At 53.1% G+C, this 24,333-nt stretch carries 19 protein-coding genes; 7 read left to right on the top strand and 12 right to left on the bottom strand.

Annotated elements, in window-relative coordinates; genetic code table 11:
- Positions 1-111: 111 nt before the first annotated feature.
- The 3 genes from cdd (at position 112) to sanA (ending at position 4,002) form a co-directional block, all read left to right on the top strand.
- On the top strand, positions 112-996 hold the full coding sequence (gene cdd / locus DXU84_RS06055; RefSeq protein WP_015689569.1) for a cytidine deaminase: 885 nt from the start codon (positions 112-114) through the stop codon (positions 994-996).
- A gap of 158 nt (positions 997-1,154) precedes the next feature.
- Positions 1,155-2,852: an NAD-dependent malic enzyme gene (locus DXU84_RS06060; protein ID WP_153375095.1), complete on the top strand. Its 1,698-nt coding sequence runs from the start codon at positions 1,155-1,157 to the stop codon at positions 2,850-2,852.
- 226 nt (positions 2,853-3,078) lie between these two features.
- Entirely contained in the window at positions 3,079-4,002 is a 924-nt protein-coding gene (gene sanA, locus DXU84_RS06065) for an outer membrane permeability protein SanA (RefSeq protein ID WP_013574748.1), read from the top strand.
- 242 nt (positions 4,003-4,244) lie between these two features.
- On the opposite strand, the gene mglC is transcribed toward sanA, so the two are convergent.
- The 7 genes from mglC to DXU84_RS06100 form a co-directional block, all read right to left on the bottom strand.
- On the bottom strand, positions 4,245-5,255 hold the full coding sequence (mglC, locus tag DXU84_RS06070; RefSeq protein ID WP_013574747.1) for a galactose/methyl galactoside ABC transporter permease MglC: 1,011 nt from the start codon (positions 5,253-5,255) through the stop codon (positions 4,245-4,247).
- Between the two features lie 18 nt (positions 5,256-5,273).
- Positions 5,274-6,806: a galactose/methyl galactoside ABC transporter ATP-binding protein MglA gene (mglA, locus tag DXU84_RS06075; RefSeq protein WP_112151158.1), complete on the bottom strand. Its 1,533-nt coding sequence runs from the start codon at positions 6,804-6,806 to the stop codon at positions 5,274-5,276.
- Between the two features lie 226 nt (positions 6,807-7,032).
- A complete protein-coding gene (gene mglB / locus DXU84_RS06080; RefSeq protein ID WP_013574745.1) occupies positions 7,033-8,031 on the bottom strand; it encodes a galactose/glucose ABC transporter substrate-binding protein MglB in 999 nt (332 codons plus the stop codon).
- A gap of 250 nt (positions 8,032-8,281) precedes the next feature.
- A complete protein-coding gene (gene galS / locus DXU84_RS06085; RefSeq protein WP_015689566.1) occupies positions 8,282-9,313 on the bottom strand; it encodes an HTH-type transcriptional regulator GalS in 1,032 nt (343 codons plus the stop codon).
- A gap of 270 nt (positions 9,314-9,583) precedes the next feature.
- Complete coding sequence (gene yeiB / locus DXU84_RS06090) at positions 9,584-10,738, bottom strand: DUF418 domain-containing protein YeiB (protein WP_370461734.1); 1,155 nt, start codon at positions 10,736-10,738, stop codon at positions 9,584-9,586.
- Between the two features lie 175 nt (positions 10,739-10,913).
- The gene (gene folE / locus DXU84_RS06095; RefSeq protein WP_013574741.1) at positions 10,914-11,579 is read right to left on the bottom strand and encodes a GTP cyclohydrolase I FolE; all 666 of its coding nucleotides are present in this window, start codon (positions 11,577-11,579) and stop codon (positions 10,914-10,916) included.
- Positions 11,580-11,704: 125 nt separating this feature from the next.
- Positions 11,705-12,832, bottom strand: coding sequence for a YbfB/YjiJ family MFS transporter (locus DXU84_RS06100; protein WP_013574740.1), 1,128 nt, complete (start codon positions 12,830-12,832; stop codon positions 11,705-11,707).
- Between the two features lie 198 nt (positions 12,833-13,030).
- On the opposite strand from DXU84_RS06100, the gene DXU84_RS06105 reads away from it, so the two are divergent.
- Genes DXU84_RS06105 through fghA form a run of 3 tightly spaced genes read left to right on the top strand, consistent with a single transcriptional unit; the run spans position 13,031 to position 15,997 of the window.
- Complete coding sequence (locus DXU84_RS06105; RefSeq protein ID WP_013574739.1) at positions 13,031-13,960, top strand: LysR family transcriptional regulator; 930 nt, start codon at positions 13,031-13,033, stop codon at positions 13,958-13,960.
- A 43-nt stretch (positions 13,961-14,003) separates the two neighbouring features.
- A complete protein-coding gene (locus DXU84_RS06110; RefSeq protein WP_013574738.1) occupies positions 14,004-15,128 on the top strand; it encodes an S-(hydroxymethyl)glutathione dehydrogenase/class III alcohol dehydrogenase in 1,125 nt (374 codons plus the stop codon).
- An 11-nt stretch (positions 15,129-15,139) separates the two neighbouring features.
- The gene (fghA, locus tag DXU84_RS06115) at positions 15,140-15,997 is read left to right on the top strand and encodes an S-formylglutathione hydrolase (RefSeq protein ID WP_013574737.1); all 858 of its coding nucleotides are present in this window, start codon (positions 15,140-15,142) and stop codon (positions 15,995-15,997) included.
- Positions 15,998-16,060: 63 nt separating this feature from the next.
- On the opposite strand, the gene gsiD is transcribed toward fghA, so the two are convergent.
- The 5 genes from gsiD to DXU84_RS06140 all read right to left on the bottom strand — a co-directional run bounded on the left by gsiD (position 16,061) and on the right by DXU84_RS06140 (position 22,517).
- A complete protein-coding gene (gsiD, locus tag DXU84_RS06120; RefSeq protein WP_037036082.1) occupies positions 16,061-16,981 on the bottom strand; it encodes a glutathione ABC transporter permease GsiD in 921 nt (306 codons plus the stop codon).
- Positions 16,982-16,989: 8 nt separating this feature from the next.
- A complete protein-coding gene (gene gsiC, locus DXU84_RS06125; protein ID WP_015689564.1) occupies positions 16,990-17,910 on the bottom strand; it encodes a glutathione ABC transporter permease GsiC in 921 nt (306 codons plus the stop codon).
- A gap of 108 nt (positions 17,911-18,018) precedes the next feature.
- A complete protein-coding gene (gene gsiB, locus DXU84_RS06130; protein WP_153375097.1) occupies positions 18,019-19,575 on the bottom strand; it encodes a glutathione ABC transporter substrate-binding protein GsiB in 1,557 nt (518 codons plus the stop codon).
- A 72-nt stretch (positions 19,576-19,647) separates the two neighbouring features.
- A complete protein-coding gene (locus DXU84_RS06135) occupies positions 19,648-21,516 on the bottom strand; it encodes a dipeptide ABC transporter ATP-binding protein (RefSeq protein WP_153375099.1) in 1,869 nt (622 codons plus the stop codon).
- Positions 21,513-22,517: an isoaspartyl peptidase/L-asparaginase family protein gene (locus DXU84_RS06140; RefSeq protein ID WP_153375101.1), complete on the bottom strand. Its 1,005-nt coding sequence runs from the start codon at positions 22,515-22,517 to the stop codon at positions 21,513-21,515. The genes DXU84_RS06135 and DXU84_RS06140 overlap by 4 nt, the downstream gene beginning before the upstream one ends.
- A 277-nt stretch (positions 22,518-22,794) precedes the next feature.
- Between DXU84_RS06140 and tsgA the strand changes: the two genes are divergently transcribed.
- Positions 22,795-23,994, top strand: coding sequence for an MFS transporter TsgA (gene tsgA, locus DXU84_RS06145; RefSeq protein WP_013574731.1), 1,200 nt, complete (start codon positions 22,795-22,797; stop codon positions 23,992-23,994).
- Positions 23,995-24,333 lie beyond the last annotated feature (339 nt).

Genomic DNA, 24,333 nt, shown 5'->3' on the forward strand with positions numbered 1-24,333 from the left:
AATATGCAACGAAGCAGAACTTATTACATCGAAAAAGTGACATTCATCACACTACATTCATGGAATGACTTTTACACTGTTCAACCGTAATCACTGCGAGATCGAATGTTTATGCACGCACGTTTTCACACCGCCTTTGCGGCACTCCCTGAAAATTTATCCTCCGCGCTTGAGCCGTTTTTGCGTCATGATGACTTCCCGGCAATGCTCACTGCGGCTGATGTTGCGCAGATAAAACAGGCGACCGGACTGGACGATGACGCGCTGGCATTTGCCCTGCTGCCTCTGGCCGCAGCCTGTTCCGTTACGCCTATCTCTCATTTCAATGTCGGTGCGGTTGCACGCGGAATTTCAGGCAATTTGTATTTCGGTGCCAACATGGAATTCGCCGGTGCGCCGATGCAACAAACGGTTCACGCTGAGCAATCCGCAGTCACGCACGCCTGGCTGCGTGGTGAAACCCGTCTGGCCTCCATCACCGTGAATTACACCCCTTGCGGGCATTGTCGTCAGTTTATGAATGAGCTGACCAGCGGCACAGCGCTGGATATCCATCTGCCCGATCGTGATGTAGCAACACTTGGCGATTATCTGCCGCACTCCTTCGGCCCAAAGGATCTGGACATCACCACCCTGCTGATGGACCAAGTGAATCACGGTTACACACTGGAAAGCACCGACTCCCTGGCACTCATGGCACTGGATGCCTGCAATCAAAGTCATGCGCCTTACAGTAAGTCGCACAGTGGTGTGGCGCTGGAAACCCATAACGGCAAACAGTTCGGTGGCCGTTACGCCGAAAACGCCGCATTCAATCCGAGCCTGCCTCCTTTGCAGGCCGCGTTAATCCTGCTGAATATGTCAGGTGAAGATTGCCTGAAAGTGCGCCGTGCAGTACTGGTCGAGCAAAAAGATGCGTTGATCACGCAAAACGATGCCACGCGTGCCACGTTAAAAGCACTGGGCTGCAAAGATATCACCACGCTGACCTGCTGATAGTGTGAGCCGGTTAACACTAAAGACTCTGTTTCCGGAGTCTTTAGTTACATAACATTGTCATTACATTTGTCATTTGAAATCCTTATTTCCTCTCTGTTACCCTCACCGCTCCGAAATATAAAAAACAACATTCTGAAAACCGGAAGAGTAAAACGATGGAACTTGAATACGAAAGTAAACGCCCCCTGTACATTCCCCACGCTGGCCCGATCCTGTTAGAGTTTCCGTTACTGAATAAAGGCAGCGCTTTTACTGAAGAAGAGCGCAGCAACTTTAACCTTCACGGTTTACTGCCGGAAGCGGTGGAAACCATCGAAGAACAGGCTGACCGTGCCTACCGCCAGTTTCAGAATTTCAAAACCGACATCGATAAACACATCTATTTGAGAAACATTCAGGACACCAATGAGACGCTGTTCTACCGTCTGCTGGACAACCATCTCAGCGAAATGATGCCGGTGATTTATACCCCGACCGTCGGCGAGGCCTGCGAACACTTTTCAGATATCTACCGCCGCGCCCGTGGCCTGTTCATCTCTTATCCGAACCGCGCCCACATCGATGACATGCTGCAAAACGCCACCAAACAACACGTAAAAGTGGTGGTGGTGACTGACGGCGAACGCATTCTCGGTCTGGGCGACCAGGGCATCGGCGGCATGGGCATTCCGATCGGTAAGCTTTCCCTGTATACCGCCTGTGGCGGCATCAGCCCGGCGTATACCTTGCCGGTGGTTCTGGACGCCGGTACCAACAATCCGCAGTTACTCAACGACCCGCTGTACATGGGCTGGCGTCATCCGCGCATTACGGGTGAAGAATATGAAGCGTTTGTTGATCAGTTCATTCAGGCCGTAAAAATCCGCTGGCCAAACGTGCTGCTGCAGTTTGAAGATTTCGCACAGAAGAATGCCATGCCGATCCTCGAACGCTACCGTGATGAACTGTGCTGCTTTAACGACGATATTCAGGGCACAGCGTCCGTGGCGCTGGGTAGCCTGATTGCCGCCAGTAAAGCCGCCGGGGGCAAACTGAGCGATCAGACAGTCGCCTTCCTCGGTGCGGGTTCTGCCGGTTGTGGTATCGCAGAACAAATCGTTGCGCAGATGAAATCTGAAGGTCTGAGCGAAGAAGAAGCCCGCGCCAAAGTCTTTATGGTCGACCGCTTTGGTTTGCTCACCGATAAACTGCCTAACCTGCTGGATTTCCAGAGCAAACTGGTGCAGAAAAGCAGCGCACTGGCCAGCTGGGGCATGGAAAGCGACAGCGTTTCCCTGCTGGATGTGGTGCGTAACGCCAGGCCAACCGTGCTGATCGGCGTTTCCGGCCAGCCGGTGCTGTTCACCGAAGAAATCATCCGCGAAATGCACAAACACTGCGCACGTCCGGTGGTGATGCCCCTGAGCAATCCGACGTCCCGCGTGGAAGCCACACCTGCCGATATCCTGAACTGGACCGACGGCGCCGCGCTGGTCGCCACCGGCAGCCCGTTTGCACCGGTGAGCCACAAAGGCAAGCTCTACCCTATCGCACAGTGCAACAACTCCTTCATCTTCCCGGGGATCGGGCTGGGTGTGATTGCCTCGGGCGCCACCCGCGTTACCGACGGTATGCTGATGGCCGCCAGCAGAACACTGGCAGAGTGTTCGCCGCTGGCCACAGAAGGCACAGGCTCGCTGCTGCCGGACGTTGACGATATTCAGGGCGTGTCTAAATGCATCGCGATGGCCGTCGGTAAGGCCGCGCAGTTGCAGGGCGTGGCGATGGTAACGTCAGAAGATTCTCTGTCGAAAGCCATTGAGCATAACTTCTGGGCACCGCAGTACCGAAGTTATAAGCGCACGTCTTTCTGATCCGACGGTAGTAAAAGAAGTCCGGCTATGATCCAGACCAATGCCTTAAGCATTGGTCTTTTTTTTCGTCCAAATTGCAGTACGTCGCGCAGATTAAGAAGTAATTCACTGAAAAGTGCTGAAAAAAGCTGCGAAGCCTGTGGATGCAGAGTCCAACGTATTGCGAACCCCGAACAGGTAAAGTAGCCTTGGATCCGATTTCCATCCGGTCATAACAGGGATACCTATGATTAAGCGACTTATAGCTGGCGTTTTCGGCATCATTATTCTGATGCTGGCTGTCGCTATTGGGCTTGATCAGTGGATAAGCTTACGTACCCAGCCCTACATTTATGACGAAGTACAAACCCTGCCGCACCGTCAGGTCGGCGTGGTGCTCGGAACAGCGAAGTATTACCGCACCGGCGTCATTAATCAGTATTACCTGTACCGGATTCAGGGCGCGATTAATGCCTACAACAGCGGCAAGGTGAAATATCTGCTGCTGAGCGGTGACAATGCACAGCAAAGTTATAACGAGCCGAGCACCATGCGCCGCGACCTGATTGCCGCCGGTATTCCCGCCAGCGATATCGTGCTCGACTACGCCGGATTCCGTACGCTCGACTCCATCGTGCGTACCCGCAAAGTCTTCGACACTAACGATTTCATCATTATCACCCAGCGTTTCCACTGCGAGCGGGCGCTGTTTATCGCGCTGCACATGGGCATTCAGGCACAATGTTTCGCCGTACCATCGCCAAAAAATATGCTCAGCGTGCGCAGCCGCGAGATCTTCGCCCGCCTCGGCGCGCTGACGGATTTGTATCTGCTTAAACGCGAACCCCGCTTCCTTGGCCCGCTGATCCCTATTCCTGCGGTACACACCATTCCGGACGATGCCCAGGGCTACCCGGCGGTAACACCGGAACAACTGCTGGCATTACAACAGCAACTTGAAGCCGAGAAGAAAGCCGCTATCGCCAAAGCCGCGGCAGATAAGGCAGCAGCGGATAAAGCTGCTGCGGAAAAAGCGGCCGCAGACGAAGCGGCCAGAGTCAAAGCGGAGCAGGAAGCCAATGACGCCGCTCAGGATGAAACCGAGGATGCCGCACCGGCACCGCAACCTGAACCACCGAAACCGGTGGGCAGAAATCCTTTCCAGCAGTAAGAACCGGACTGCGCCTCCCCTGCGAAGGGGAGGGTTGGGGTGGGGTATTAAGGTCAAAAGCAAGATTTAAAGTGAGCTTTGACAAAGAGTTAGCCTTTAAAACCCCCTCCCAACCTCCCCCTTCGCAGGGGGAGGAGCAAAGACCACTCCCTCCCCTTCGCAGGGGAGGGAGTTGATCGAGCCCCGAATTTAATACAGCAAAAAGGCCGCATAAGCGGCCTTTTATTTGTCTTTCCGATCACTTATTTCTTCTTGGCGTATTTCAAAGAGTCCAGCGCCACCGCAAAGATGATGATGCTGCCCTTGATAATGTACTGCCAGTAAGGGTTCACGCCGATGTAGGTCAGGCCGTAGTTGATGACGGTGAAAATCAGCACCCCTGTCACCACCCCTGCCACAGAACCCACACCACCGGCGAATGACACGCCGCCGACCACACAGGCTGCGATGGCATCGAGTTCATACATAAAGCCGAGGTTGTTGGTCGCACTGCCGATACGCCCCGCTTCGAGCAAACCGCCGAACGCGTAGAACACACCAGACAATGCATAAATCATAATCAGGTTTAACGGGACGTTAACGCCGGAAACTTTCGCAGCTTCAGGGTTACCCCCGATAGCAAAGATGTTTTTACCGAAGCGGGTTTTGTTCCACAACACCCAGACAAAGGCGATCGCAATCAGCGCGTAGAACGTAATGTAGGAAAGCTTCAGACCACCTAAATGGATAAAGCCTTGTGCAAACTGGGAGAAGCCCGGGTCAAAGCCTGCCACCGGTGAAGAACCAACATAATCGTAATACAGGGAGTTAATCCCGTAGACGATAATCATTGTGCCCAGCGTGGTAATAAACGGCGTTACGTTCAGGTAAGCGATAATAATACCGTTCAGCAAACCAATTAATGCACCAACAATACACACGGTCAGAATAACCAGCGGAATGGGCACCACTTCCAGATTCGGGAATACTTTGTTGACGTTGTCCATCGCCTGCAACATGGTGGCCGCAACAACCGCTGCTAACCCGACCTGACGCCCGGCTGACAGGTCAGTACCCTGGGTGACGATAAGCCCTGCCACGCCCAGTGCGATAATAACGCGCACAGATGACTGAGTCAGAATGTTACTTAAGTTGACGAGACTGAGGAAGCTCGGATCCTGGATGATAATAATGGCCAGTAAGACCAGCAGGACCACATAAATCCCGCCCTCTTTTAAATAAGTGAGCACACTTTTCTTATTTAATGCTTTCATAATAAGAACCCTTAAAAATTAGAGATGCAAGGAAGCCAGGCGTAATATTTCGTTCTGCGAGGTATTTTTAGTTTCAACAATACCCGCAACCTGTCCATTACTCATAACCAATATTCTGTCAGTAATACCCAGCAACTCCGGCATTTCAGAGGAGATAATAATGATCCCCTTCTCTTTTTTCGCCAACTCGGTGATTAACTGGTAAATTTCAAACTTAGCGCCAACATCAATGCCGCGCGTCGGTTCGTCCAGCATTAATATCTCAGGGTTGGTTAATAACCAGCGCCCGATAATAACTTTTTGCTGATTACCGCCCGACAATGAACCAATGCTGGTTTTATGTCCCGGCGTTTTCACCCGCATGGAATCGATAACCCATTGGGTATCGCTTTTCATCCGGGCAGTGTCGAGTAAACCGGCTTTATTTTTATATTGACGAATATTAGAAATCAGCGAGTTAAAGCCGATGTCCAGATATGCATAAATACCGGTGGAACGACGTTCTTCCGTCACCAGTGCAAAACCATGGTTAATGGCTTCATTGGCACTGTGATTATTAATTTTTTTGCCGTGTAATTTAATGGTTCCGGCGACTTTCTCGCGGATACCAAATAACGTCTCGACGATATCTGTACGTTTTGCACCGACTAAACCGGCAATTCCGAGGATTTCCCCTTTGTGTAAATCAAAGGAAATATCACGAATGGAAGGCTGGCGCAGCGAGGTCAGATTACGGACTTCGAGGATAACTTCACCCGGTACGTTCTGGCGGTCAGGGAAACGCTGGCTCAGTGAGCGGCCGACCATCATGGAAATGATTTTATCCATGTCCAGGCCTTCCAGCGGCTGAGTAATAATCCACTGACCGTCGCGCAGAATGGTTATCTCATCGCACAGCTGGAAGATTTCTTCCATCTTATGCGAGATATACACAATGCCGCAGCCACGATCTTTCAGCTTACGGATGATGGTGAACAGATGGTTCACTTCCTTTTCCGTCAGCGAGGACGTCGGTTCGTCCATAATGACGATTTTTGCATTGTAGGAAAACGCCTTAGCGATTTCGATCATCTGCATCTGCGAAACGGACAACTTACCGACCTTGTCGCGCGGGTCGATATCAATATCCAGTTCGTCGAAAATCGCCTTGGTGTCTTTGTACATTTTGTCCTGATCGACAAATAGTCCTTTGGTCGGATAACGTCCCAGCCACATGTTGTCCATGACCGTACGTTGCAACACCAGGTTTAATTCCTGATGGACCATCGACACGCCTTGTTCCAGCGCTTCTTTCGAACTTTTAAAATTAACTTCCTGTCCCTGAAAAAGAATGGTACCGGAATCTTTGCTGTATATCCCGAAAAGGCATTTTAATAATGTGGATTTACCGGCGCCATTTTCACCCATCAGGGCGTGAATAGAATGAGGACGCACTTTTAAATTCACATTATCTAACGCCCTGACGCCAGGAAATGATTTATTGATACCACTCATTTCCAGAAGGAATTCGTCCGGTTTTGATGTTGTGTCAGATAACGTATTATCGGCCATAGTTATACCTGGCTAAAGATAAAAATAAACGGGTGTATTAATACCTGATGTCAGCCCTGCGTATGGCCGGTATACGCACCACACGCAGAGCGACATGACGTCCTGTCAGATAAGCATTAACGTCTAATCATACTTAGTCTTTATTTACGGCTTAACCGCAATTATTTTTGCCACTGCTTAGCTTTGTTTTTTATTGCTGTCTGTCTTTACTGCTGCCGCTGCATTCTTATTTCACGAAGGAAGACAGGTTGTCTTTATCCACAGCGACGTAAGGAATACGCACGACTTTGTTTTCGATTTTCCAGTTAGTCCCTTCGGCCGCTGGTTTACCGTCAGCCAGATTTCTCGCCAGATCAAACGTGGCTTTCGCCTGATTGTTTGCATCGTTCAACACGGTACCGGCCATTGCGCCAGATTTCACCAGTGCCAGCGCTTCTGACAGGGCATCCACACCAAATACCGGAATGCTGGTTTTGTTATGGGATTTCAGCGCTTCTACAGCACCCATTGCCATCGCATCGTTGTTGGCGATAACCACTTCGATTTTGTTAGCGTTAGGACCGGATAACCACGCATCCATCTTGTCTTTCGCCTGTGCGGTATCCCACATGGCGGTATCAAGCTGCAGTTGTTGAGTTTTCAGGCCTTCTTTGCCATTCAGGGTGCTAATGACGTACTTAGTACGCGCTTCAGCGTCCGGATGGCCCGGCTCGCCTTTGATCAGCACGTATTGGATCACGCCGTCTTTGTTCAGATCCCAGGCCGGGTTAGCTTTCCAGTGTTTAGCAATCAGCTCACCCTGGATCACGCCGGATTCTTTAGAATCAGTCCCGACATAATAGGCTTTGTCGTAGCTGTCTAAATCTTTACGGGAAGGTTCTTTGTTATAGAAAACGACAGGAATGCCAGCACCGCGGGCTTTTTCAATGATGACCGGGGCAGCAGCCGGGTCAACCAGGTTAATGGCCAACGCTTTAACACCCTTCGCCAGCATAACGTCAACCTGGTCGTTCTGGGTAGACTGGCTGTTTTGCGAGTCATTCATCAGCAGTTGCACATCTGGAGTGGCTTTCGCATCTTTCTCAATGGCTTTACGAACTTCGGACATGAAGTTGTCGTCATATTTGTAGATGGTGACACCGATTTTAGTATCAGCAGCATGTGCGGCAAAACCAAACATCATGCTTGCAGCCAGAGTCGCCAGGGTGAAGACCTTCTTATTCATTTGTATCTCCGGTTATGTAGGGTGTTACAGAATTTGGCACCGGAAATCCCTGCGGGAGCAGTACAGCTCCACGTCACGATTGTGGGTGCCTGCCATCCTTGACTTATAACGTCCTGACTCGCTGTGAAACAAGTCCGGTAAACCGGACCCAAATTGAATCATATTGAAAACGAATGAATCATAATGCGCCCGATGTTAATAAACTGTGAAAGTTCTCACAGATTGAAAACGGTTACATCGCGTTATTTGATCAATAAGTGACGGGTGCCACATTTTGCCAGGGAGCTACCGAGTGGCGTCTGACCAGCGTAGGCATGAAGCAATGCGAAACGCCCGTAGCTAACTGTTCTGCCGCACCTTTTAAAGCCAGTTCAGTGGCAAGCGTCGCCATGGAAACGATCGGATAACGCACGGTGGTCATTTTCGGGCTGGTATAGCGGGCAATCGGAATGTCATCAAAACCGATCAGCGAAAAGTCATCGGGAATGTTAATTCCGTTTTCTTTCAACACGGCCATCGCCCCCGCAGCCATCGAATCGTTGTAGGCGAACACCGCGCTGAGGTGCAGATTACGCCCGAGCAGTTCCACCATCGCCGCTTCCCCGCCCTGCAGATCCGGCGAACTTTGCGCCCGCCATGCAGCAGGTGGCGCATCTCCGCTCTGATGTGCCTGCGTCATTGCCTGCGAATAGCCCTGGTAGCGCTGCAAATCGTCTTCGATACCATGACTTGAACCGATGTAACCAATGCGCTGGTGCCCCTGGGACAGCAACAGGCGGGTTGCCATTTCCGCGCCACTGACGTTGTTAAGCCAGACACAGCGGTGCTCGTAGCCCGGAATGACACGGTTAATCAGCACCATGCCCGACACCTGATCCATAAATCGCGAAAGCTCGTCATCCCCCAGCGCCTTGGAATGCACAATGAGTGCGTTACAGCGCTGACGAATCAGGACTTCAATGGCGTACCTTTCTTTTTCAGCAATATGATAGCTGTTGCCTATCAGGACGTATTTCTGATGCTGCTGCGCGACGGTATCAACGGCTTTCACCAGCGCGCCAAAGAACGGGTCTGAAACATCCATCACCACCACGCCGATGGTATCGCTGCTTTGCGTCGCCAGTGCCTGCGCATTGGCATTGGGCCGGTATCCCAGCGTGGCGACGGCCTGTAACACCTGCTCGCGCGCTTCTTTGCTGGCAATAGACGGATTGTTCAGAACACGTGACACGGTGGCGACAGAAACCCCCGCCAGCCGGGCGACATCACGAATTGTGACCATGCGTCGCTCCGTGATCAGTCAGGGAATGGTACGGAGGAATACGGAAATTTTTGACCCAGGAGGTAAAGAAACCAGACAAAGAGAAGCGAGGTGAAGTGCGCATGGCGTTTCCTTTTTTAGTGTAGTGGTCATCGGAGAGGCACGACCGCTATCCTAAACATTTTGCGAAAACGCCTGCGTGAATCTCGTCACAGGAAAGAAAACGTTTACATACAAATATGCAACCTTCATCCCAAATCCATCATTTAGGATGATATATCAACGTCAGGTTCAGGCAGCTTTTAGTTCTTCACCCGCTGCTTTCGCCGTCAGTTGACGCCAGAGCCACTCCACCGGCCCCTGGCGGAAATGACGCAGCCACAGCAATGTCACCAGCACATTGCACACCCAGACCAGCGGCACCAGTGCGACCAGTTGCAGGCGGTCAAAGTGCTGATAGAAGCCGAAAACATTGAAGAAGGTGATGCAGATGAGCGTCTGTAACAGGTAATTGGTCAGTGCCATGCGGCCAGTCTGCGAAATCCAGTGCGTTATGCGCCAGCGGGAAATCAGCGGCCAGAAGCCGTAGCACAGCGCCAGATAGCTCACCGCCTGCATCAGCGAGCCAATTTCACGCGGCACCTGCAACAGAAAACCGCTCCAGCGGTAGTCCCAGCCGGTACGGTATTGCAGATAAATCGCCGGGATCTGAATCAGCAATGAAAGCGGTAACAGTACGGCTGCGACCTTGCGGTAATGCGAGACGCGAAACGCACCTTTGAGCCATCCGCTGCGCATCAGGCCGGAGCCAATCAGCATGGCGCCCGCCAGTTCCCAGCCGTATTGCGCGCCAATCGCCAGCAAACTGGATGACAGTAAATCGAGCCGGTTGCGGATAGCTTCCCAACCCCCTTTCAGCCGCCAGTATTGTTCATACTGAATTTCCGCCGGTTCCGGAAGCCAGAAACTACCGGGCTTTGGCGAGGTAATAAATCCCAGCATCGCCAGCACGGCCACACCGATCAGATACAAAATGATGCCCGTTGAAATCAGCGACTGACTGCTGCGCCCTTCCCGCACCATCCTCCAGCACACCAGACCAATCAGCCCGTATGACAGCAAAATATCACCGTCCCACATCAGGGTGGCATGAAGAAAACCGCACAGTAATAAAATCGACAGCCGGGCCTGGATCCAGTGTTTGCCGCGCGGCAGCAATAAAAACAGACCGCCGCCAAACAGCATGGCGAACATCATCAGGAATTTGCCTTGCGCCAGCGCGTCGAGCACCGCCCAGGTCCAGGTATCAGAAGCTGAAGGCGTTCCGGCAAATGCCGGATTCAGGTAAGCGGCTTTCGGTAAACCGAAGGCGCTGATATTGAGCAGAAGAATGCCAAAAATGGCGAGACCACGGGCAAAGTCGAGCGTGGCAATACGTGAGCGCACCCTGACATTCCTTTTGAAGATTATTGAGATATTTAAGAATAAGGGAAGAAAATCAGGGTGGCTACCATCCAAGTAAATGAAGTTGCAGCATGGCAGCCAGCGAGAAGAGCCCGATGAGCTGACTGATGTCAGTGATTCGGGTCTCCGAACGCAGCGAACACCGCTGCGGCTTTAGTTACGACGGATGGCGGACGGTTCTTAAAAATTCTTGTCGCGTATTCTGGCTGGATTTGAAAAGACCACCGAGCGAAGTCGTCGTTGTTGCGCTGGTCGCGTCACGCACACCGCGCGCTTTCACGCAGTAATGCACCGCATCAATGGAAACCGCGACATTGGTGGTGCCGAGCAGGGTTTGCAGGGCAACCAGTATCTGCTGGGTCAGACGCTCCTGAACCTGCGGGCGCTGTGAGAAGAACTGCACGATGCGGTTGATTTTCGACAGGCCGATTACGGTGTCTTTCGGGATATACGCCACAGTCGCTTTGCCGTCGATGGTCACGAAATGGTGTTCGCAGGTGCTGGTCAGGGTGATATCGCGCACGGTGACCATTTCATCCACTTTCATCTTATTTTCGATGACGGTGATTTTCGGGAAGTTGGCGTAATCAAGTCCGGAGAAGATTTCATCCACATACATCTTGGCGATGCGGTGCGGCGTTTCCGCCAGACTGTCATCGGAAAGATCCAGATTGAGAAGCTGCATGATGCCGGTCATATGTTCCTGGATCCGCTGCTTGCGCGTTTCATTGTCGATCGGCAAAGCTTCACGCAGAGGGGTTTCCAGACCACGGGCTAACAGGGCCTCGTGAACCAAAATGGCTTCTTTACTCAGGATTGGCATTCTTTCTTCTCCGGCAGATGTAATCACTTTGACGCAGATCACGCTAAAATGAGGTGGCTTACTGTAGTGGAGAGCCGGTTCAGAATCCAGTGAATGTGCTTCATGATGGATGAAATAGCTGCAACTTATCGTTTATGCCGGAAGACCAGCGCACCCGCAATAATGAAACCGGCCAGCGCGACATACAGCGCAGGCTCCAGACGATGGGTCAGCGCGGTAGAAATCGCCGACAGAACCGGTCCGAATAACTGGCCAACAGCGTAACCGGTCGTCAGCAATCCGGCCATATAACGGCTGTGATTGGGTGCAAGCTCGCGGCTGTATTGTAAGGCCAATTGCACCACGCTGAGGAAACCGCCGCCGGTCAGTAGCGCGCCAAGCACCAGACCACTGACGCCCGGCACCACTTCCGCGCACAAAATCCCCAGCCCCTGAATCCATAGTGTCAGCGCCAGGCGGGTATGCGTAGTCAGACAATGGCGGGTAAGAATACCGATGATGATGCCGATAACCGCAGCGCCGCCAAACACCGGCCAGACAAACTGCGCGAACAGACTGTCAGGAAAACGTGCACTCGCCATCTGAGATAAAAACGTCGCGGGCAGGATATAGCCAAAGCCCGCCAGACTGTAACTCCACACCAGACGTTTCAGCGCAGGCGTCATCACCAGCGGCTCAGTCGCCATGTGCGAACGGTGCAGGTCGCCTTTGCGCGGCAGATTCGGCGTGATAATTGCCACGAAAATCAGCGCCAGCACGCCGTAAACACACCAGGCCTGCGCTGAGGTGAGCTGCAAACTGTGAATACCCACCGCTAGCATGCCGCTGAGGAAAATCCCCGCGCCCGGCCCGGCAAACACCGCGGCACTCATTGCCGGACGGCCATAATGCGCCAGCCGTTCGTTACACCACGCTGATACCATGACCATCGCCCAGCCGCTGGTCCAGCCGATCAGGAAGCGCACAATACTGTGCAGCACTTCGCCGGAAATTACCGCCGACAGCAATGTCAGGATCACGCCGCCCCACACGCCCAGCCACAAACGGCGTTCAAGATGTTTGCTGGCACGCATGCCATCAAACGCACCACACAGATAACCGAGATAGTTGAACGCGGCGACCAGCCCCGCGCCGGTCAGGCTGAACTGATGTTCAGCTATCATTAAAGGAACCTGCGGCGTAAAGGCAAAACGCCCGATACCCATCGCGACGACAAAAGCCAGAAAACCACTTAGCGCAATACGAAAAGCCATAACTGCTCCGTCAAAAGAAACCGCAATGCAACATATTAGAAACAGTGAGTAAACATACTCAAACCTGTCGCCGAAAACAGCAGATTTCTTAAAAGAAAGTTAATTGGAAGTTGTCGCTATGATGCCTTATGAGTACAATCACGGAAACTGAATAATACAAACCAACTTGTTTACGATTAGAGAACACAGGAACCCATCATGGATCTCACTCAGTTACGGATGTTTTGCTGCGTAGCGGAAACCGGTTCGCTGGCGCGTGCGGCAGAGCAACTGCATCGTGTCCCGTCGAACCTGACCACCCGCCTGCGCCAGCTCGAACTCGAACTGGGCACCGATCTGTTTATCCGCGAGAAGCAACGCATCCGCCTGTCCGCCATGGGCCATAACTTCCTCAACTATGCCGAGCGCATTCTGGCGCTGAGCGACGAAGCGATGAGCATCATGCATGCCGGTGAACCGGCCGGGAATTTCGCGCTGGGGTCGATGGAAAGCACGGCGGCAACACGCCTGCCTTCTTTGCTCGCCGCTTATCATCAGAAGTTTCCGCAAGTGGCGCTGTCGCTGGTGACGGCGACTTCCGGAGAAATCATCGACAGCGTGCGTGCCGGACGTCTCGCCGCAGCACTGGTTGATGGCCCGATCGATTTTGACGATATCAATGGCTGTATTTCTTTTCGCGAGCGCATGGTAGTGATTACCCCGCCGGGCGAGTCGCCGCTGGAAGTGCCTGCGGGTCGCAGCGGCCACACCGTTTTTGCATTCCGCCCCAGTTGTTCCTACCGCCAGCGTTTACAGGGCTGGATCAAACACATGAATGTGCCGGTCGCTAACACCCTGGAGATTCAGTCCTATCATTCCATGATGGCCTGTGTCGCCAGCGGTGCGGGTATCGCCATGATCCCGCGCTCTGTGCTGGAACAATTGCCCGGCCACGAGCGGGTAGAAATTCACGAAATGCCGGATGAATTCGCCGATACCGCCACCTGGCTTATCTGGCGCCGGGATGCGTTCAGTCCGAATGTCCGGGCGCTGAAAGAACTGATCATCGAACAGAATGACGGGGTGATCCCGTTACTGAAACATCCGCTCGCCGCAGAACACGATCCGGCGTTGCATCCGACTTATTAACTTAAAATCCGAATAAGTAAAAACACCTGACTGGAGCTAAAAAATGCAAATGATCAAAACACGTGCGGCCGTCGCCTGGGGCCCGAATCAACCTCTGTCCATCGAAGAAGTGGATTTGATGCCGCCGCAAAAAGGCGAAGTGCTGGTGCGTATTGTCGCCACCGGTGTTTGTCATACTGATGCTTACACGCTGTCCGGCAAAGATCCGGAAGGTGTTTTCCCGGCGATCCTCGGCCATGAAGGCGGCGGTGTCGTCGAAGCCGTCGGCGAAGGTGTCACCAGCGTGGCCGTGGGCGACCATGTGATCCCGCTGTACACACCGGAATGTGGCGAGTGTAAGTTCTGTAAATCCGGCAAGACCAACCTGTGTCAGGCGATCCGCACCACACAAGGTAAAGGCCTGATGCCGGACGGCACCACCCGTTTCTTTAAAGACGGCAAGCCGATTTTCCATTACATGGGCACTTCGACCTTCTCCGAATACACTGTGGTGCCTGAAATCTCCCTGGCGAAAATCAATAAAGAAGCGCCGCTGGAAGAAGTGTGTCTGCTCGGTTGTGGCGTGACCACCGGGATGGGCGCGGTCATCAACACCGCTAAAGTGAAAAAAGGCGACACCGTGGCGATCTTCGGTCTCGGCGGGATTGGTCTTTCTGCGATTATCGGCGCGGTGATGGCTGGCGCAGGCCGCATCATCGGTATCGATCTGAACACCAGCAAATTCGATCTGGCGCGTAAACTCGGCGCAACTGATCTGATCAACCCGAAAGATTTCGACAAGCCGATTCAGGACGTGATCGTCGAAATGACCGACGGCGGCGTGGACTTCTCCTTCGAATGTATCGGTAACGTCAATGTGATGCGTTCCGCACTGGAATGCTGCCACAAAGGCTGGGGCGAATCTGTCATCATCGGCGTGGCCGGTGCAGGCGAAGAAATCTCCACCCGCCCCTTCCAGTTGGTGACAGGCCGCGTATGGCGTGGTTCTGCTTTCGGCGGTGTGAAAGGTCGCAGCCAGTTGCCGGGCCTTGTGCAACGTTATCTGGACGGCGAATTCGCCCTGAACGATTTCATTACCCACACCCTGCCGCTGGAAGAAATCAACCAAGCCTTTGACCTGATGCACGAAGGGAAATCTATCCGTACGGTTATTCATTTTAATAAGTAAGGAATGTGTCAATGAGCAGCTCGATTGAACTACTCGAAGAACACCGGATGTTTGGCGGCTGGCAGCAGCGCTACCGCCATACCTCTGAGAGCCTGAATTGCAGCATGACGTTCAGCATTTATCTGCCTCCGGCGCAACACGACGCGCCGCCGCCGGTGCTGTACTGGCTGTCGGGCCTGACCTGTAATGATGAAAACTTCACGATCAAAGCCGGGGCGCAGCGCGTCGCGGCAGAACTCGGTGTGATTCTGGTGATGCCGGATACCAGCCCGCGCGGTGAAGGTGTCGCCAACGACGACGGTTACGATCTCGGTCAGGGCGCCGGTTTTTACCTGAATGCCACGCAGGCGCCATGGGCAGCGCATTACCGGATGTACGATTACCTGCTTGATGAACTGCCTGCGCTGATCAGCGACCATTTCAAGGTCAGCGAACGTCAGTCGATTTTCGGCCACTCAATGGGCGGCCACGGTGCGCTGATGCTGGCGCTGCGTAATCCGCAGCGTTTCTGTTCGGTGTCAGCGTTTGCGCCCATCGTGAATCCGGCTCAGGTGCCGTGGGGACGTAAAGCGTTCAGCGCGTATCTGGGGGATGACGAAAGTCAGTGGCTACAATACGACAGTTGCCACCTGCTGAGTTCATTGCCAGCGGATCAAAAACCGTTCCCGATTTTAGTCGATCAGGGCGATAGCGATCAGTTCCTGGCGGATCAGCTACAACCGGCAAAACTGGCGGAGATCGCCCGACAACGCGGCTGGCCGTTACAACTGCGGGTTCAGCCGGGGTACGATCACAGTTACTTTACGATTGCGTCATTTGTGGAAGATCACCTGAAATTCCATGCGGAGTTTTTGCACTCCCCTTCATGAGTGCAGGTTCCTAAAAATAGAAGCCATCTGCTTCTCCCCTGCGAAGGGGGAGAAGCAAAAATCTCAATTCTTCAATTTCGGATCCAACGCATCCCGTAATCCATCCCCCAGCAAATTAAACGCCAGTACGGTCAGAAAGATTGCCAGGCTCGGGAATATGGCGACGTGCGGTGCCATCACCATGTCGGCGCGGGCTTCGTTGAGCATCGCTCCCCACTCCGGCGTTGGCGGCTGTGCGCCCATGCCCAGGAACGACAGACTGGCGGCGGTGATGATCGAGGTACCAATACGCATGGTGAAATACACCACTATCGATGACAACGTGCCCGGCAGGATGTGGCGGAATAAAATCGTGGCGTCAGAGGCGCCAATGCTGCGCGCCGATTCAATATAGGTTTGCTGTTTGAGTACCAGCGTGTTGCCGCGCACCAGTCGCGCAAAGGCAGGAATGCTGAAAATCGCCACGGCAATAATCACGTTCGACATGCCATTGCCCATCACCGCCACGACGGCAATCGCCAGCAAAATACCGGGGAAAGCAAACAGGACGTCACAGACGCGCATGGTGATGCGATCCCACCAGCCTTCGTAATATCCCGCCAGCAAGCCGAATACCGTGCCGATTGCCGCGCCGAGCACCACAGAAAGGACACCAGCCGTCAGTGAAATCCGTGTACCCATCAGAATACGGCTGAAAATATCACGCCCCAGCGAATCCACACCCAGCCAGTGGATCAGCGACGGGCCTTCGTTCAGACGGTCGTAATCAAAATAATTTTCCGGGTCAAAGGGCACCAGCCACGGCGCAAGAATGGCCGCGGCAATCAGCAGCAGGATAAAAACTCCCGCAATCATCGCAATGTGCTGCCGTCGAAAACGACGCCAGAACGCTTTCCACGGTGTCCTTCCCGCCTGTGGTTGCACAGTTCCCGGCGTGATTACCGGTAAACCCGCGAGTACGGCATTTCGCCGCCAGTTTTTCATGCGCTTACTCACTTGTATCGGATGGAAGGGTTGATGACGGCGTACAGCATGTCCACCAGCAGATTGATGAGGATAAATTCCAGCGAGAACAACAGTACTTCTGCCTGAATCACCGGATAATCGCGCATCTCAACCGAATCGACCAGCAACCGCCCTAACCCCGGCCAGTTGAACACTTTCTCCACGACAATCGAACCGCCGAGCAGGAAGCCAAATTGCAGTCCCATCATAGTCACGACGGGGATCATCGCGTTACGCAGGCCATGTTTGACCACGACCACCGCTTCGTGCACGCCTTTGGCACGCGCAGTACGCATATAATCTTCCTGCATCACTTCGACAAAAGAGGCGCGGGTAAAGCGGGCCATGATCGCCGCCACCGCTGCACCGAGTGTGACAGAAGGGAGAATATAGTGCTGCCAGCTGTCAGCGCCCACCGTCGGCAACCAGCCCAGTTCAACAGAAAAGATTTGCATCAGCAGCATGCCCAGCGCGAAGGCCGGGAAGGAAATACCGGAAACGGCGAGCGCCATGCCCAGTCTGTCCGGCCAGCGGTTACGCCACACGGCGGATACCACGCCAATCACCAGCCCGAAAATCACCGACCACACCATGCTGGTCAGCGTCAGCCAAAAGGTCGGCATAAAGCGCGAACTGATTTCATCAATGACCGGGCGTTTTGAGACCATTGAGTGGCCGAAATCACCGGTCAGCGCATTGCCAAAGAAAGTGAAGAATTGCTGATAAAGCGGTTTATCCAGCCCCAAATCCTGACGCACCAGCGCCACTACGCTGGCATCGGCATCCTGCCCGGCCATCAGCCGCGCCGGATCGCCCGGCAGCAGATGCACAAATAAAAACACCAGCACGGCCACAATCAGCAGTGTCGGGATCAGTCCGAGTAATCGTTTTAAAAAATAATTAAGCATGATTCGCTGTCTGTGATTTCACGGTAGACATCCATGTTCCGGACCCGGAACACACGAGTTCAGGGCACGCACGCTGTGCGCCACGCGCCCTGAAAGCCTCACCGCCTGTTATTTCACATCTGCATCATCAAAACTGAACGCCGTATCGGGCATCACATAGAAGCCGGTCAGACGTTTGTTTTTGGCTGAAACCAGACGTTCAGTGACCAGGAACGCCCACGGCGCATCGCTCCAGATTTGCTTCTGGGCATCAGCGTACAGTTTAGCTTTCTCAGCTTTGTCAGTCGTTTTCAGCGCATCGGTCAAATCTTTATCCACCTGCGCATTGCTGTAGAACGCGGTATTGAACTGCTTCGGTGGCGCGGCCTGTGTGGAGAACAGCGGAGACAACGCCCAGTCTGCTTCACCGGTAGACGCCGACCAGCCGGTGTAGAACATGCGGATGCCCGCCTCTTTCTGCCCCACATTCTCAACCTGCGCAGCACGCTGTGCGGCGTCCATGGCGGTAACCGTCACCTTGATACCGACCTGTGCCAGTTGTTGCTGGGTGAACTGCAACACTTTTTGCGCGGTACTGTTGTTGTGTGAGGACCACAGCGTAGTGGTGAAACCATCCGGGTAACCGGCTTCTTTCAGCAATGCTTTGGCTTTTGCCGGATCATACGGCCACGGTTTAAATTTCGCGGCGTATTCGATGCCCTGCGGCAATGGCCCTTCAGACGGCACAGCATAACCGGCAAACGCCACTTTGATCAGCGCCTGCTTGTTAATCGCGTAGTTAATCGCCTCACGCACTTTCACATTATCGAACGGTTTTTGCGTGACATTGAAACTGATGTAGCGATGCAGAATCGACGGCGCCGTCACCAGATCCAGTTTGGCATTTTTCTCCAATAAGGCTGCCTGTTCGTAAGGCACCGGGAACGCCAGATCCGCTTCGCCGGTTTGCAACATGGCTGCCCGGGTGTTGTTATCAGCCACCGGACGCCAGGTAATGGTGTCGAGTTTCGGCTCGCCTTTTTTCCAGTAACTGTCGAACTTCTTCACTTTCACAAAGTCAGTCTGGTTCCATTGTTCAAGCGTATACGGGCCGGTACCGACCGGATGGAAACCGATGTCTTTGCCGTATTTGGTCAGCGCCGCCGGGGAAATGATCACCGCAGACGGGTGCGCCAGAATGTTGATAAAGGCGGAGAACGGCGCTTTCAGCGTGATTTTCACCGTGGTGTCATCAACGGCTTCAGTGCTGGCGATATTTTTAAACAGGTTATAACGCTTGAGGTGACTGTCCGGGTTACTGGCACGATCAAAGTTGACCTTCACCGCCGCCGCATTGAAATCGGTGCCGTCCTGGAATTTGATGCCCGGATGCAGTTTGATGGTGTAAACCAGACCGTCTTTACTGACGGTATAGCTGTCCGCCAGAACGTTTTCCAGTTTCATATCTTTATCAAAGCCAAACAGCCCCTGATAGAAAGATTTGGCGACCGCCTGCGATAAGGTGTCGTTAGCGTCATACGGATCAAGCGAGGTGAAGTTAGAACCTACGGCGATAACCACGTCTTTTGCCGCCCATGCAGAAGCCGACGCCAGCGAACCGAAAACAGCGGCAGCGAGCACGGCCTGACGGACAACGTTCTTACCTTTAGATTTCTGCTGATTCATGTCAGTTCCTTTTCCTGTCTTACCCGTTTGTCTTACTAAGAATTGACGACTCAAAATAAGCCGCCACAAAAATCAGTAAATACCCGCAATCGTATGTCTGGCGACGAAATGGCCTTCGCCCACCTTCACCAATGGCATCACCACCGGGTCATCGTGCAGCCCGCGGATCGGACTGGGGATTTCATCCACCAGCAGCGCCTGGTCTTTTCGCTTGTGCGCAGGATCGGCGACCGGTACAGCCGCCATCAGTTTGCGGGTGTACGCATGTTGGGGTGTTTCAAATACCGCACGGCGCGAGCCGATTTCCACTATCTGCCCGAGATACATCACCGCCACGCGGTGGCTGATGCGTTCAACAACGGCCATATCGTGAGAAATAAACAAAAATGCCAGACCAAACTCTTTCTGCAAATCCATCAGCAGATTGATGATTTGCGCGCGGATAGACACATCCAGCGCCGAAACCGATTCATCGGCAATCACCACTTTTGGATTAAGGGCCAGCGCACGCGCAATGCAAATTCGCTGCCGCTGGCCGCCGGAAAACTCATGAGGATAGCGCTGCGCGTGTTCCGGCAGCAGTCCGACTTTTTCCAGCAACCACGCCACACGGGCTTCGGCTTCTGCGCCTTTTGCCAGATTGTGAACCAGCAGCGGTTCCATAATGGAATATCCTACCGTCAGGCGCGGATCGAGCGAGGCGTAGGGATCCTGAAAAATAAACTGGATATCACGGCGCAGATGTTGCAGTTCACTGCCGCCGATATCAGTCAGCGTCTGGCCGTTAAAGGTGATGGTGCCCCCCTGACTCTTCACTAGTTTTAGCAGCGAACGGCCGGTGGTGGATTTACCACAGCCTGACTCCCCCACCAGCGCCAGCGTTTCACCGGGATGCAAATCAAAACTGACTTTTTCCACGGCATGAACCCGGCGGGTCACGCGATTGAAAATGCCGCTGCGCAGGTCGAACCGCGTAACCAGATCACGCACCTGTAATATCGGGGGCACGCCTGGCGTCAGGGTGTTTTGAATCAGTTCCGGATCGCTTTCCTGTTGTGTGGGTGCCGGGAAGCGTGCGGGCAGCGGTTTACCCGCCATCGAACCGAGTTTTGGCACCGCCGCCAGCAACGTCTGGGTATAAGGCGCCTGCGGAGAACGGAATATCGCGTTCACTTCCCCCGTTTCCACACTGTTGCCCTGATGCATCACCAGCACACGATCAGCAATTTCGGCCACCACCCCCATGTCATGCGTGATAAAAATCACCCCCATCTGCATCTCTTTTTGCAGCACCCGGATCAGTTGCAGAATTTGCGCCTGAATGGTGACATCCAGCGCCGTGGTCGGTTCGTCGGCAATCAGCAACGCAGGTTTACAGGAGAGTGCCATCGCAATCATCACCCGCTGGCGCATACCGCCGGAAAGCTGATGCGGGTAACTGTCGAGAATATTTCTGGCTTCGGGAATCCGCACCAGATCCAGCATCCGTAATGCTTCCGCACGGGCTGCCCGGTGATCTTTATTTTGGTGCAAGCGGATCGATTCGGCGATTTGCTCCCCCACCGGGAAGACCGGATTGAGCGACGTCATCGGCTCCTGAAAAATCATCGCCATATCCGCGCCGCGCAGGTTACGCATGGCGGGCTGCGTGGCGTTCATCAGATCGACTATCTCACCGTTACGGCGGCGCAACTGCATTTCACCTTGTGAAATCCTCCCGCCGCCCTGTTCCACCAGCCGCATCAGCGCCAGTGAGGTCACTGATTTTCCGGAACCCGATTCGCCAACAATCGCCAGCGTTTCACCGCGTTTTACCTGAAAACTGAGATGACTGACCGCCTGAATGACCTGCCTTTCATGGGCAAACTGCACGCTAAGCTGGCTGACGGCAAGCACGTGTTCGGGCGGCAGAATAAGAGGACCGTTCATCGGGCTGTTCATGAACGGTAAATGCTGACGACGGGCGCATCGCCCACACGGGCGAATCCACGGTACATGCCTTCGCTGTTGAAAGGCAGCACCACATTGCCAAATTTATCCACCGCAATCATCCCGCCGCTTCCCCCCAGGGGCAGCAGTTTTTCCTGCACAACTTTATGTGTGGCCTCTTCCAGTGAAAGGCCGGCGTATTCGATAAGCGCGGCCACATCATAGGCCGCCACCGTACGCATAAACACTTCGCCGGTACCGGTGCTGGAAATCGCCACCGTATTATTGCTGGCGTAACAACCTGCGCCAATAATCGGCGAATCGCCGACGCGTCCGGCCTGTTTGTTGGTCATACCGCCAGTGGATGTGGCTGCCGCCAGATTGCCCAGCGCATCCATCGCCACCGCACCGACGGTACCGAATTTATGTTCAGGATCCAGCGGGTCAGCGTCGTTAAGCGAAGCGCCGTCGTGATCGAGCATGACACCCTGATCAGCGGCGATGGCCCGCTGCAACTGATCGTAACGTTCCTGGGTGAAAAAATAGTCCGCCCCGACCATTTCCTGGCCGTGCTCGCAGGCAAAGGCTTCCGCCCCCGCCCCGGTGAACATCACATGCGGACTGACTTCCAAAATTTTGCGGGCGGTCAGGATCGGATTACGGATATGATTCACGCCACTGATGGCTCCGGCATCGAGCGTCCGGCCATCCATAATGCAGGCGTCTAACTCATGCGTGCCCTGATGGGTAAAAACAGCCCCTTTTCCCGCATTAAATAACGGACACTCTTCGAGCAGACGCACCGCCTCGGTGACCGCATCCAGTGCACTGCCGCCGGAGGCCAGAATAGCCTGTCCGCAGGTGACTATTCTCTCCAGTTCGGCTAAATAAAGTCGTTCTTTTTCAGCGCTCATTGCCGCGCGGGTAATCGCCCCTGCACCACCGTGGATCGCAATAACCGGCCGCTTCTTGTCCGAAACGGAAGCCGCTGAATTATCAGTAGAAAAACTCATTAGCGCTGCACCTTTCGATGTTGTATTTATGTATAGGAAAATGTTGAGCTGTTTTTGACTATATTTAGCCCGCAACAGTATGTAAAGCGGAAATGTCGCACCATCAAAAAGTCGCTAATTGCTTAGATTGTTTAGGAAAAACAAATGCTGCAATTGAATATACCTGCGGGACAAATGACCAAAGAACAGCAATAATAAACGTCTTAACTACGGATAAAAGCATCTCTGGATAAGCTTTCCGCCGCTTTTTTATTTTCTCTTTTTAGGAAATCAGTTTATGGAAACTGTTTATAACCGCCGTCGGATTAATGTGATCTCATGGCTCAGCTATTTCTTTACCGGTGGACTGGTTTCCACTCTGGGCATTGTTATCGGGCCGGTGGCTACTGCATTTAACAAAGATCCGGGCTTTATCGGTCAAATGTTTTCCTTAATGAACATTGGCCTGTTCCTGCCCATTATGATCAGCGGCATTCTGATGCGTAAGTTTGATCTGGGCAAACAACTGATGACCGGCTCTTTCATTTCCGTGCTGGTGTGTATCGCGCTGTTTATCATGCCGTCTATTACACTGTTCGGCGTGGGTGTGTTCCTGATCGGCGCCACGGCGGGCCTGATGATGTCTATCGGCAGCTATCTGGTCGTACGTATTAATGACGATCCGAAAAAACGTTCCGCGAACCTGATCTTTACCGACTTCTTCTTCGCGCTTTCCGGTATGACGCTGTCGCTGGTGCTGGGTTTCCTGTTCAAACATGGCGCAAGCTGGCTGGCGATGTACGGCATCATGGGTGTCCTGAGCCTGCTGATGATTTTACTGTGCGCGGGTCAGAAATTCCCGAATGTTCCGCAACCGGTTAAAAACGAATCGACGCACAACGTGGTGAAAGAGCCATGGGGCATCGCGGTATTCTTCCTGTGTATTGCGCTGTTTGCTTTTGTCTTCACCGAGCTGGTCTTCACGCTGTGGATGCCAAGCTGGCTGCATGAGCACTTCAATATGGAAACGGACCGTGCCGCGATTTACATCACCACCTACTGGATGGTGAAAGCGATTGGCCTGTTCCTGAACCAGTTCACCGTGCGTTTCGTGAAACTGCGTACTTTCCTGCTGATTTCCGTGATTGTCGGCATGGCAAGCCTGGCGGTGCTGACCACCAGCAATTCGCCGACGCTGGTGCTCGTCGCCGTGGGTCTGTTCGGTTTCTGTAACTCAGGAATGTTCTCCGGTCTGATGAGCTACGGCAGCCTGCAGGTGAAAAACTCCCCGCCAACGCTGACCTCTGCGCTGCTGACCACCAGTTCCGTCGGCACGCTGATTTTCGCGTCCTTCTCGTCTTTCATCTACAACGAATACGGTTTGTTCTGGGCGCTGAATATCGCGACCATTTCCTATGCGTTGCTGGTGCTGATGGTGGTACTTGCCGGCCTGAAGAGCAAAGCAGAGAGAATTAACCACGAAGTCAGTGCACACTGAAAACGTTGTTTGAGTAATAAAAATCCGACCGCATTTTTGCGGTCGGATTTTTTGTGTCTATCCGTTCGATAATATATACACACCTCGAAACAATATTATCACCCCCTATTATTTAATCCCCATTATTCATTACGTTAACGCCCACATATTACACATTCATAAACATCTTAAATTAAGCATACCTTAATATACAATTAATAACTTAAAAAATAAATATGCGTAGAATGTCCGCCAGACTCTTTAAAAAATTCTGACGGGACGAAATATAAAATGGGAAATAATCCGGAAAAATGGAAAACTGTAGCACTTAGATTAATAAAGCTGACCCCTCTGGCGATA

The organism is Rahnella sp. RcJ3 (assembly GCF_009498575.1).
GTDB classification, from domain to species: Bacteria; Pseudomonadota; Gammaproteobacteria; order Enterobacterales; family Enterobacteriaceae; genus Rahnella; species Rahnella aceris.

Coding starts and splice junctions, on each gene's coding strand:
- cdd (WP_015689569.1), top strand. CDS start 112: ATGCACGCACGTTTTCACACCGCCTTTGCGGCACTCCCTGAAAATTTA.
- DXU84_RS06060 (WP_153375095.1), top strand. CDS start 1,155: ATGGAACTTGAATACGAAAGTAAACGCCCCCTGTACATTCCCCACGCT.
- sanA (WP_013574748.1), top strand. CDS start 3,079: ATGATTAAGCGACTTATAGCTGGCGTTTTCGGCATCATTATTCTGATG.
- mglC (WP_013574747.1), bottom strand. CDS start 5,255: ATGAAAGCATTAAATAAGAAAAGTGTGCTCACTTATTTAAAAGAGGGC.
- mglA (WP_112151158.1), bottom strand. CDS start 6,806: ATGGCCGATAATACGTTATCTGACACAACATCAAAACCGGACGAATTC.
- mglB (WP_013574745.1), bottom strand. CDS start 8,031: ATGAATAAGAAGGTCTTCACCCTGGCGACTCTGGCTGCAAGCATGATG.
- galS (WP_015689566.1), bottom strand. CDS start 9,313: ATGGTCACAATTCGTGATGTCGCCCGGCTGGCGGGGGTTTCTGTCGCC.
- folE (WP_013574741.1), bottom strand. CDS start 11,579: ATGCCAATCCTGAGTAAAGAAGCCATTTTGGTTCACGAGGCCCTGTTA.
- DXU84_RS06100 (WP_013574740.1), bottom strand. CDS start 12,832: ATGGCTTTTCGTATTGCGCTAAGTGGTTTTCTGGCTTTTGTCGTCGCG.
- DXU84_RS06105 (WP_013574739.1), top strand. CDS start 13,031: ATGGATCTCACTCAGTTACGGATGTTTTGCTGCGTAGCGGAAACCGGT.
- DXU84_RS06110 (WP_013574738.1), top strand. CDS start 14,004: ATGCAAATGATCAAAACACGTGCGGCCGTCGCCTGGGGCCCGAATCAA.
- fghA (WP_013574737.1), top strand. CDS start 15,140: ATGAGCAGCTCGATTGAACTACTCGAAGAACACCGGATGTTTGGCGGC.
- gsiD (WP_037036082.1), bottom strand. CDS start 16,981: ATGAAAAACTGGCGGCGAAATGCCGTACTCGCGGGTTTACCGGTAATC.
- gsiC (WP_015689564.1), bottom strand. CDS start 17,910: ATGCTTAATTATTTTTTAAAACGATTACTCGGACTGATCCCGACACTG.
- gsiB (WP_153375097.1), bottom strand. CDS start 19,575: ATGAATCAGCAGAAATCTAAAGGTAAGAACGTTGTCCGTCAGGCCGTG.
- DXU84_RS06135 (WP_153375099.1), bottom strand. CDS start 21,516: ATGAACAGCCCGATGAACGGTCCTCTTATTCTGCCGCCCGAACACGTG.
- DXU84_RS06140 (WP_153375101.1), bottom strand. CDS start 22,517: ATGAGTTTTTCTACTGATAATTCAGCGGCTTCCGTTTCGGACAAGAAG.
- tsgA (WP_013574731.1), top strand. CDS start 22,795: ATGGAAACTGTTTATAACCGCCGTCGGATTAATGTGATCTCATGGCTC.